Consider the following 10,269-nt stretch of genomic DNA (forward strand, 5'->3'; position numbering starts at 1 on the left):
GACCTGGATGGATTTACTACCCAGAGTGTATTTGTTGATAAGGGCACATTACATATAAATAAGTCACTTGCAGGTTTAACAATAAGGTATACTACTGATGGTACCTTGCCTACTTTGCAGTCGAAAATTTTTAATGGAGATTTGACCATAACTAAGCCGGTGGAATTTAAAGTGGCAGGTTTTAGACCAAATGGTAACAGAGGGGATATTTATACCATTAATTATGTACATCAGGATTATATTAAGCCTGTACAGTTATCATCACCAGCAAAGGGATTAAAGTTTTCATATTATCCGCGCTTTTATAAGACTGTAAACGCTATAGACGAAAAAGATCTTACCAACGAAGGCATTAGCGCTGCAATTGAAATTCCTGTAGCAAAAACTGCGGAAAGTTTTGCTACCCGTCATAAAGGTTACTTTTATGCAGAAGAAACGGGTATTTATTCGTTCGCATTGCGCTCAGATGATGGAAGTGTGTTGAAATTAGGTGATAAAGTATTTATTGATAGCGATGGTATGCACACATCTATTGAAAAATCTGCTGAAATAGCTCTTGAGAAAGGGTACCACCCATTTGAACTTATGTTTTTGGAAGGTGGCGGAGGTTACACATTAAAGCTACAATATAAAACACCTTCTGGTAAGCTTAAGGATGTTGATGCATCTGTTTTCTTTCATTAGGGTGTAGTTTCTTATCCGGAGGTTGTTTTTAAATCTCCGGATAATCTTTAAATAGCTCTTTTTTTTGGGTAATCTGCCTGAAAAATCTCATTGGTAATCCATAAATGGTGTAATGCCAAAATTTGTTCCCCTTAAAACCATTGCTGGGTCAGGGATTCTGTCTTTTTCTTTTCGAAATTTATAATTTCTGCTTGAAAATAAGCCGATATGCGCCTATTGTGTGTCTGAAAGTGTACTAAATTTCGGGAAATCCCTTTTTTTATCCCGTTTTATCCCGTTTTATCCTGTTTTTTGCTTTTTTCTTTGCAAATCTTGTTTTTTGTTAATTTTTATGTTTTTGTTAAAAAATAAAGGTGTTTTTGTGTTGAATGTGAGAAATATTTAAAAATTTGATAGTGATTTTATTAAATTTTAATGTTTTTGGCTATAATTTTTGAATATTTTAATGTTTTGTGTTGTTTTTGTTTGATTAAAAATATGAATAATTGAAAATTTTGTCTAGTTTTATCAAAAAATCAGATAAAGTATAATTATAAACTAGTAAAATCTAACATTTATGGCAAAAGTTTTATTTAAACAGTGGGGTCCATTTGCAGTTTTATTGATAATTGCAATTTTGGCTCTTTTTATTCCCTTACTTCCTAACTTTGACGAGGGAAAATACAGTGCGCCTGATATTGCATTTGTATTAATTGCTTCAGCTCTTGTATTTTTGATGACTCCAGGACTCGCATTTTTCTATGGCGGTATGGTTCATCGTAAAAATGTTCTCTCTACCATGATTAAAAGTGTGGTGGCTGCAGGTGTAATTACCGTGCTTTGGATTGTTGTAGGCTTTAGCCTTGCTTTTGGAGAAACAATTGGTGGATTTATAGGTAATCCAACCACATTCTTGTTCTTCCAGGGTGTAAATTCTGGTCCGGCATGGGGAACTATTCCACTTTCATTGTTTGCGGTATTCCAATTGATGTTTGCTATTATTACTCCGGGCTTAGTTGTTGGAGCGGTTGCAGAACGTATCCGTTTTACCTCTTACATTTTGTTTATTGTATTGTTTGCCCTATTTGTTTATTCTCCTTTAGCACACTGGACCTGGTCTCCTGATGGATTCCTTTTAAAAATGGGTGTACTTGATTTTGCAGGTGGTACTGTTGTACACATCTCTGCTGGTATGGCTGCCCTGGCTGGTGCTTTGGTTCTAAAACGCAGGAAATCTCATATTGAGCATCAGGAAGTTCCACCAGCTAATATTCCTTATGTACTAATTGGTACTGGCTTACTTTGGTTCGGTTGGTTCGGCTTTAATGCAGGTTCTGCTTTGGGTGCTAATGCTTTAGCAGTTTCGGCTTTCTTAACTACTAATACTGCTGCTGGTGCTGCTGGTTTAGCTTGGATGTTCTTTGATGTGGCAAGAGGTAAAAAACCTTCTGTTTTAGGCTTCTGTATAGGTGCTGTAGTGGGTTTGGTTGCCATTACTCCAGGTGCAGGTTTCGTAAGCATTCCTTCAAGTATCTTTATTGGTGTAATTGCGGCTGTTATTTCTAATCTTGTTGTTTCATGGAAACAAAAAACCAGTTTAGATGATACATTAGATGTATTCCCTTGCCACGGTGTAGGTGGTATTGTTGGTATGCTATTAACCGGTGTATTTGCTACTAAAACTGTTAACAGCGCTGGTGCAGACGGGTTGTTTTATGGAAATCCTGAGTTCTTCTTTACTCAGCTTAAAGGAGCTGTAATTGTAATCATATTCAGTTTCGTAGTTTCTTTCATCATCTTTAAATTAATCAACGTAGTTCAGCCAATCCGTGTTACTTCAGAAGAAGAAGAAGAAGGATTAGATGCTTCTCAACATAACGAGAAATATTCTCAAGGTACTTTGATTGTTGCTTCAACAGGGGCAGAAATTGAAAATACATTTTAACCAACCACAAACTATCTGAATTATCAACCTCAAACCGAAAATTATGAAATTAAAATCAATACTAACTATAGCATTACTATCTATTGTTTCGGCTACCTACGCTCAGGAAGCCGCTGAAGCTCCATTGCAAATTTCGGGTTCAGTTGATACATATTTTAAATATGATTTTGCGAAAGCTCCAAATATTAAAACCTATTTTGCTTCAGAGCAAAACTCGGTTTCTATTGGGATGATCGATTTGGCTTTAAAGAAAACTACTGGTAAAGCTTCATTTGTTGGAGAATTATCTTTTGGACCAAGAGGACAATATCAATCTATTCCAAATGGACCTGATGATAACTCTTTCCATATCCAGAATTTGTACGTTAACTATGCATTTACTGATAAATTTAGCATGACTGCAGGTTATATGGGTACGTTTATTGGTTATGAGGTGATATCGCCGGTGGCTAACTTTAACTATTCTACTTCCTACCTTTTTGGTGCCGGCCCTTTTCAAAATGCGGGTATCAAAGGAACTTATGCCTTTTCAGAAAAAGCCAGTTTAATGGTTKGTTTGTTCAATGACTGGAATGTTTATCAGGATCTTAATGGAGTATCTCATATAGGTGCTCAGTTAATGGTGGCTCCTGTTGAAGGCTGGTCTGCTTACCTGAACTTCTTGTCTGGTTATTCGGCTGGTGCTGGAGGTACGGGAACTATTTTTGATTTAACAACAGCTTATCAGGTAACTGATAAATTCAAGTTAGGCTTAAATGCTGCTGATTATTCTGTTTCTAATGATAATGGTGGTTATACAGGTGTTGCATTGTATCCGCAATATGCATTTACTCCTGCCGTTTCATTGGGTTTAAGAGGAGAGTATTTTAATTACAAGGGTATAGGTGAGCTACCTGATGCAAGTATAGCAGCCATTACTTTATCTGGTAATATTAAAGCAGGTGGATTAACTTTTATTCCTGAAGTACGTTTCGATAGCGATAAAGATTATTCTCAGGAATTTGTGAAAAAGAGCGGTGCTCTGTCTAAATCAGCCTCGCAATTCTCTCTGGCTGCTGTTTACGCATTCTAGGGATTTGTACAAAATATTTTTTAATTTTAAGCCGCCAGAATATTACTTCTGGCGGTTTTTTATTCTCTTTTCTAAGCTTTAAATCAATTATTTACCGATGAAAAAAATAATGTTTGTTCTATCCTTATTCGTATTTAGTCTCAGTGCATTCTCTCAAACAAATGTATTACCCATGGATGAGCGCGGGAAGTATACTTTTTTAGAGGTTGCAGAACTTCCGCTTGTTAAAAAAGAAGTGATGTCTGCAAATGCTAAGCGCTTTTTCAAAGGCTACTCAAAAGCTATTAAACTGAATTCTTCAGAAGGAGATACTGCTTTTTATGGAAAAGGGAAAATGGTTTTAAATAAAAGCCTTGTAGGAGTAGGTCATCCAACAGGTGAGGCTAAATATAACATCTCATTGGAACTGCGTAATGGTAAATATCGATTAATACTTACCGACTTTATGTTTACTCCTTATGAGCGGGACCGTTATGGTAATTTCGTTCCGGTGGCTGTTAGTACAGCGCTTGAGAAATCCCCAGGCAAATTAAATAATGCTGAATGGGAAAAGAATGTAGCATCTATTGCCCGAGAATCCAAAAAAATTGCGGATAAGCTAAAAGCTACTATGAGTAATACCATTAAAGATCCACAGCCCGAAACAAAGAAGCCTGCTACCATTTCCACAACAAAGTGGTAATAGGCTATTAGTTTTAAAAGATATGCCCTTATTTAATGCACCATTTTATCAGCACAGGTTGAGCTGGCAAAAGCTTCGGGTTTTGCTTTGAAAATAAAGCCCATGCTGAGGATATAGCCCATGGCTTCATTTAAAGCCTTGTTTGATTTAAACATTGGGTTGGTGTTAATATCGGCATGTACCTCCAGATCTACATCATACAGATCTAAAAGATCGCAAATTGAGTAAGCGGTTTCAATAGACTTTTGAACTTCAATAAGCATTCTTTCCTTTATGCTCATGCGCTGAGGTGTTTTCTCCTGGTGGATATACATAAAACCTCCATGGTGCTCTCTTAACAGGACTATTACAGTCGCAAAATCAGTTAAAGCTCCTTTGACCTGTGAATCTGTACCGATACAAACTTTAAGGTGATAGCCTTTTTCAGTTTCTCTGATGATGGCCTTTTCTACTTCTTCTAAGATGGGTGCGTGGATTACCTCGCCGCTAAATTTTTTCCAGATCATACGCTAATTGGTGTTATCATAAACAACCCGTATTCAGGTTTCCTAAAAATAAGGGGATTAAATTAAAATGAAGTTAATTCTTTATTGTTTAATTGCTAACAATTCGCTAGTTGTCAACACTTTAGTGTGCTGTTTTGTTGTGGGTTATGGTATCTTTAATATACGCTTGGTATACTATTGCAAAAGGAATATTCGTTAAAACAAAACGGCACTAGATAGTATTATATATATAAATGTACCAATAATAAATTAATCAGATTAAATCATTATGAAGACAGAATTGATAAATGAGTTTTATTTGATGCAAAGGAGCAGGGCATCTGTAGATTATAGTGAAATGCTTAACGACAATGTATATACCCCAATTAAGCATGCAAATCGGAAAATGACAACATGGATCTGTGAAAGAGGGCATATGCTTATGAACATGGAGGTTCGGCTAAACAGCTCAATGAAACACTTAAGAAAGAAGTATCTGAAGTTTTAATGCCTTAATTCCGCTATCTTTGCGCCATGATGGTAGAAAAGGTATTGGAAAATTTAAAAATAGCTTCACTAAATGAAATGCAGCAGGCATCTATTGCCGCATGGAAAAAGGGTGGTGATGTAGTTTTACTTGCTCCAACAGGTTCAGGTAAAACAATTGGTTTTTTATTACCTATTCTAAACAACCTAAAACCCGAAGTTAAGGGTGTTCAGGCCTTAGTGCTTGTTCCTTCCCGGGAACTTGCATTGCAAATTGAAACTGTTTTTAAACAAATGGCTACAGGTTTTAAGGTGAATTGCTGTTATGGCGGTCATCCGGTAAGAACGGAACGAAATAATCTGGAGCAACCTCCTGCAGTACTTATTGGCACCCCAGGTCGGATAGCTTACCACCTCCGTCACGAAAATTTTGATGAATCTACGATAAGTACACTTATACTGGATGAATTCGATAAAGCGCTCGAATTTGGTTTTCAGGAAGACATGTCGTACATTATTCATAAGCTACTTTCTTTAAAGCAACGTTTACTTACTTCGGCTACAGCTATGGAAGAGATTCCTGGTTTTACTGGTGTTAGTAAGCCAACAGAGATTAACTTTTTAAAGGATGTAAAAGTTGTTCCCGATTTAAAGCTTAAAAAAGTACTTACTACAGCCGAAGATAAGTTAGACACCCTATTAAAACTGATTTGCAAAATCGGGAATAAAAATACTTTGATTTTTTGTAACCATAGAGAAACGGTTGACCGTATTAGCGATTTATTGATAGACAAAGATCTGGCACATGATATATTTCATGGTGGAATGGAGCAGGATGAGAGGGAGAGGGCCTTATTGAAGTTCAGAAATGGAAGTATAAAGATCCTTATCACTACTGACCTCGCTTCACGAGGCTTAGATATTCCTGAAGTGCAATGTATCATTCACTATCAGTTGCCATATACAGAAGATGCATTTTTACATCGTAACGGGCGTACAGCCAGAATGAATGCTAAAGGTACTGCATATCTAATTGTTGCTGATGATGAAAAGTATCCATTTTTAAAAGCTGACATAGAAACTGAAAATTTAAAGGGTAATTTTGTATTGCCAGGCGATAGCGAATGGCAAACCTTATACATTGCTGCCGGTAAAAAAGACAAAGTAAATAAAATTGATATCGTTGGCTTGTTACTTAAAAAGGGTGGTTTACAAAAGGAAGATGTGGGATTGATTGAAGTTAAAGATCAGTCTTCATACGTTGCCGTGAAGCGCAATATGATTAACCGAATTCTGAAATCTTTGGCTAATGAGAAGATTAAAGGGAAAAAGGTTAAGATCGAAGTGGCAATGTAATGGAACCAAAAGCATCTAAAGGATTTACTATATAAAACTCAACATATGAGCAATAACGATATTTTTAAAAAGTTGCGTGTAGCACTTGAACTAACTAATGATGATATTATTAAGATCATGGAATTAGTAAACTTTAAGATCACCAAGAGTGAATTGGGCTCGTTCTTTAGAAGTGATGACCACCCAAATTTTAAACCTTGTGGCGATCAGATTCTTCGCAATTTCCTAAATGGGTTGGTTATCTACAAACGTGGACCAAGGCCAGTGAAATAGATAATATTTTTTGCCATCTTCAATTTATTAGCATTCTGCCACTTTTTAAGCAATAAAAAAATGTAAATAAATTTTGCTAAAACGGTTTAAATGTCTTTATTTGAGTTGTAGAATCAAAGCAATTCTATTGTTAACCAAATAGACCTAAATAAATGAATACTAAAACCTCTAAACTTCCCTTTATTGGGGTCGACATAGGTGGCTCTCATATCACAGCAGCACACGTAGATTGCTCAACATATAAAGTTATTGATAGTTCTATGCAACGTTTACGCGTGGCATCAATGGACAGTGCAGAAGTAATTATCCAGTCGTGGGTAGATGCACTTTCTTCACTAATTTTAAAATCTTCTGATGAGACAATAAGAATTGGAATAGCCATGCCCGGACCCTTCGATTATCAGGAAGGTATTTCATTGATGAAAGGTATGCAGAAATATGATTCATTATATGGATTAAATATCCGCACTATTTTATCCGAAAAATTAGGCATTCCAGGTGAGCATATTGTTTTCATAAATGATGCAGAAGCATTTTTAAGAGGTGAACTTGCATCGGGTGCTGCATCAGATTTTGAAAGAGCAATAGGAATAACATTGGGTACAGGACTTGGCTCAACAAGTAATTGCAATGGTCGGGTAACGGATATGAACTTAGCATTTGCTCCTTTTCAAGACAGTATTGCTGAAGAATACATATCAACCCGATGGTTCTTGAAACACTATAAAGAGTTAACCGGAAAGGAAGCGAAAAATGTTGAAGAATTGCTCGCTACGGCAGATGAGTCTGTAACGGAACAACTATTTGAAGAGTTTTCTACAAACCTGGCGGCTTTCTTAAATGATTTTATTGCTGATGAAAATCCACAGGTGTTGGTAATTGGTGGAAATATTGCCAAAACATGGGATCATTTTATTACTAAATTGCAGGAAAAGTTAGTTAATAAAACCGTGGTAATAAAGCAAAGCGAGATGTGGGAAGACGCTGCTCTTGTAGGTGCTGCATGTACCTGGATAAGTAATTAGAAAATGAAAAAATGGGGTTTTCTCATCGGCATCTTTGCATTTTTTAGTGCCGAATCAGTTTTTGCAGCTAAGGTTGATACGGTATCGACCTATAGCGCTGCAATGAAGAAAAATATTAAGGCTGTTGTAATTACTCCTGAGGGTTACAATGAAGGCAAGACATATCCAACAGTTTATTTACTGCACGGAGCCGGAGATGCTTATTCTGGTTGGGTAAATAAGGTGCCATCAATTAAGGAATATGCAGATCATTATCAGATGATCATTGTATGCCCCGATGGAAATGTTACCAGTTGGTATTTTGATAGTCCTGAAGACCCCGCCTGGAAATATGAAACTTATGTAGCTACTGAACTGGTTAATTGGATAGATCAAAAATATAAGACCATAAAAGATAGAAAAGGTCGTGCAATTACAGGTTTAAGTATGGGCGGCCATGGTGCACTATATTTGGCCTTTAAACATCAGGACATATTTGGCGCTGCTGGTAGTATGAGTGGTGGTGTAGACATTAAACCTTTCCCGTTGAACTGGGACATCGCCAAGCGCCTTGGACCTGAAGATAAATATCCTGAGCGTTGGAAAGCAAATTCTGTTATCGATTTAACCTATCTACTTGTTCCTAACAAACTTGCTTTAACTATCGATTGTGGCTCTGAAGATTTTTTTTACAATGTGAATATCAAATTGCACGAGAAACTGCAATACAATAACATTCCGCATGATTTTACCATCAGACCGGGATCTCATAACTGGGATTATTGGAAAAACGCGATCGGATTTCAACTGATGTTCTTTAATAATCAATTCATCAAAAAATAATACGTTTTCATAAATAACTAGAGAAATCTGCTGGAATTATTCCTATTTTAGAAGGACAAAACCGATAGTTACCCTTTATAAATAAGAACATGAATACAACAGATCGCAGAAGTTTTCTCAAAGATTTAGGAATGTTATCTGCAGCTGCAGGACTTTCTTCTTTAATTCCGTTTGACGCACTGGCACTCCCTAAAAAAGAATTTTTCAGTATATCTTTAGCTCAGTGGTCATTGCATAAATCATTGTTTGGCGGTAAGTTAACAAACCTTGAGTTCCCTATAAAAGCTAAAAAAGATTTCGGTATTGATATAGTTGAGTATGTAAGTCCATTTTTTAATAAAAAAGAAACTGATCCGGCATACCTGAAAGAACTAAAAAGCATAACTCAAAATGAGGGAATTCAAAATCACTTAATCATGATTGACGGAGAAGGTGAATTGGGAAATCTTGATGAAAAAGCGYGTTCAAAGGCTATTGAAAATCACCATAAGTGGGTGGATGCGGCCAAAGTGCTTGGTTGTAAAACGATTCGGGTAAATGCAGCAGGAAATGGATCTGAACAGGATGTGAAAACTGCAGTGGTGGATGGTTTAGGCAGACTTACTGAATATGGTAAGCAAAATAAAATCAACATTATAGTTGAAAATCATGGAGGGTATTCTTCTGATGGAAAATGGTTGTCGGATGTTATGAAACAGGTTAATAGCCCTTATTGTGGCACCTTGCCTGATTTTGGTAATTTTAGAGTGAGTGCAGATAGAGTGTACGATATGTACCAGGGAGTAACTGATCTGGTTCCATTTGCAAAAGGAATTAGCGCGAAAACCTTTAATTTCAATGAAAAGGGTGATGAAAAAGATATCGACTACGATCGCATGTTTAAAATTATTAAGGATGCAAAATGGAGTGGTATTGTGGGTATTGAATATGAAGGCGAAGGTTTGTCGGAAGATGAGGGAATCAAAAAAACGAAAGAGCTGTTGTTAAGAATACAAAAGCAATATAAATAAAACAAAACAGGCCGGTATTACCGGCCTGTTTTGTTAAAGAGTACTATACTAATTTTTTGTACCTAATGCGATGAGGAGTTACATCGCCCAGGCGTTTTTTACGGTTTTCCTCGTAATCACTGTAGTTGCCTTCAAAGAAGTAAACCTGAGAGTTTCCTTCAAAGGCTAAAATGTGTGTACAAATACGGTCTAGGAACCAACGATCGTGACTGATTACAACTGCACAGCCACCGAAGTTTTCCAAGGCTTCTTCTAGTGCACGTAAAGTATTTACGTCGATATCATTGGTTGGCTCATCCAGTAACAATACGTTTGCACCTTTCTTTAAAGTGATGGCTAAATGCACCCGATYACGCTCTCCGCCAGATAAAATGCCAACTTTCTTTTGCTGATCACCACCATTAAAGTTGAATTTAGAAACATATGCACGCCCATTTACCGCTTTGTTAC

At 36.7% G+C, this 10,269-nt stretch carries 12 protein-coding genes; 10 read left to right on the top strand and 2 right to left on the bottom strand.

Features of this window, described 5'->3' with window-relative positions:
- The 4 genes from AC1DG9_RS16820 to AC1DG9_RS16835 all read left to right on the top strand — a co-directional run.
- Positions 1-684: PA14 domain-containing protein (locus AC1DG9_RS16820; RefSeq protein WP_477634925.1), on the top strand; the 684-nt coding region annotated here is incomplete at its 5' end.
- A 556-nt stretch (positions 685-1,240) separates the two neighbouring features.
- Positions 1,241-2,608, top strand: a complete 1,368-nt coding sequence (locus AC1DG9_RS16825; protein ID WP_172661121.1) for an ammonium transporter — start codon at positions 1,241-1,243, stop codon at positions 2,606-2,608.
- Positions 2,609-2,651: 43 nt separating this feature from the next.
- Entirely contained in the window at positions 2,652-3,680 is a 1,029-nt protein-coding gene (locus AC1DG9_RS16830) for a porin (protein ID WP_477634926.1), read from the top strand.
- A 97-nt stretch (positions 3,681-3,777) separates the two neighbouring features.
- Positions 3,778-4,362: a DUF4468 domain-containing protein gene (locus AC1DG9_RS16835; protein ID WP_288882687.1), complete on the top strand. Its 585-nt coding sequence runs from the start codon at positions 3,778-3,780 to the stop codon at positions 4,360-4,362.
- Between the two features lie 32 nt (positions 4,363-4,394).
- Here the strand turns inward: AC1DG9_RS16835 and AC1DG9_RS16840 are convergent, their stop codons facing one another.
- Positions 4,395-4,868: a ribonuclease H-like YkuK family protein gene (locus tag AC1DG9_RS16840; protein ID WP_099436931.1), complete on the bottom strand. Its 474-nt coding sequence runs from the start codon at positions 4,866-4,868 to the stop codon at positions 4,395-4,397.
- A gap of 268 nt (positions 4,869-5,136) precedes the next feature.
- Here AC1DG9_RS16840 and AC1DG9_RS16845 point away from each other — a divergent pair, with 268 nt between their 5' ends.
- From AC1DG9_RS16845 to AC1DG9_RS16870, 6 genes are all read left to right on the top strand, one after another.
- Entirely contained in the window at positions 5,137-5,355 is a 219-nt protein-coding gene (locus AC1DG9_RS16845; RefSeq protein ID WP_172661118.1) for a hypothetical protein, read from the top strand.
- Between the two features lie 26 nt (positions 5,356-5,381).
- The gene (locus tag AC1DG9_RS16850) at positions 5,382-6,689 is read left to right on the top strand and encodes a DEAD/DEAH box helicase (RefSeq protein WP_172661117.1); all 1,308 of its coding nucleotides are present in this window, start codon (positions 5,382-5,384) and stop codon (positions 6,687-6,689) included.
- Between the two features lie 45 nt (positions 6,690-6,734).
- Positions 6,735-6,962: a DUF1456 family protein gene (locus tag AC1DG9_RS16855; protein ID WP_048907167.1), complete on the top strand. Its 228-nt coding sequence runs from the start codon at positions 6,735-6,737 to the stop codon at positions 6,960-6,962.
- 152 nt (positions 6,963-7,114) lie between these two features.
- A complete protein-coding gene (locus tag AC1DG9_RS16860) occupies positions 7,115-7,987 on the top strand; it encodes an ROK family protein (RefSeq protein WP_172661116.1) in 873 nt (290 codons plus the stop codon).
- A gap of 3 nt (positions 7,988-7,990) precedes the next feature.
- Entirely contained in the window at positions 7,991-8,809 is an 819-nt protein-coding gene (locus AC1DG9_RS16865; protein ID WP_172661115.1) for an alpha/beta hydrolase, read from the top strand.
- 89 nt (positions 8,810-8,898) lie between these two features.
- Positions 8,899-9,819, top strand: coding sequence for a TIM barrel protein (locus tag AC1DG9_RS16870; RefSeq protein WP_477634927.1), 921 nt, complete (start codon positions 8,899-8,901; stop codon positions 9,817-9,819).
- 43 nt (positions 9,820-9,862) lie between these two features.
- On the opposite strand, the gene AC1DG9_RS16875 is transcribed toward AC1DG9_RS16870, so the two are convergent.
- On the bottom strand, positions 9,863-10,269 hold a 407-nt coding region (locus tag AC1DG9_RS16875; protein ID WP_477634928.1), incomplete at its 5' end, for an ATP-binding cassette domain-containing protein.

The sequence above is a fragment of the Pedobacter sp. 05L430 genome, from assembly GCF_056397585.1.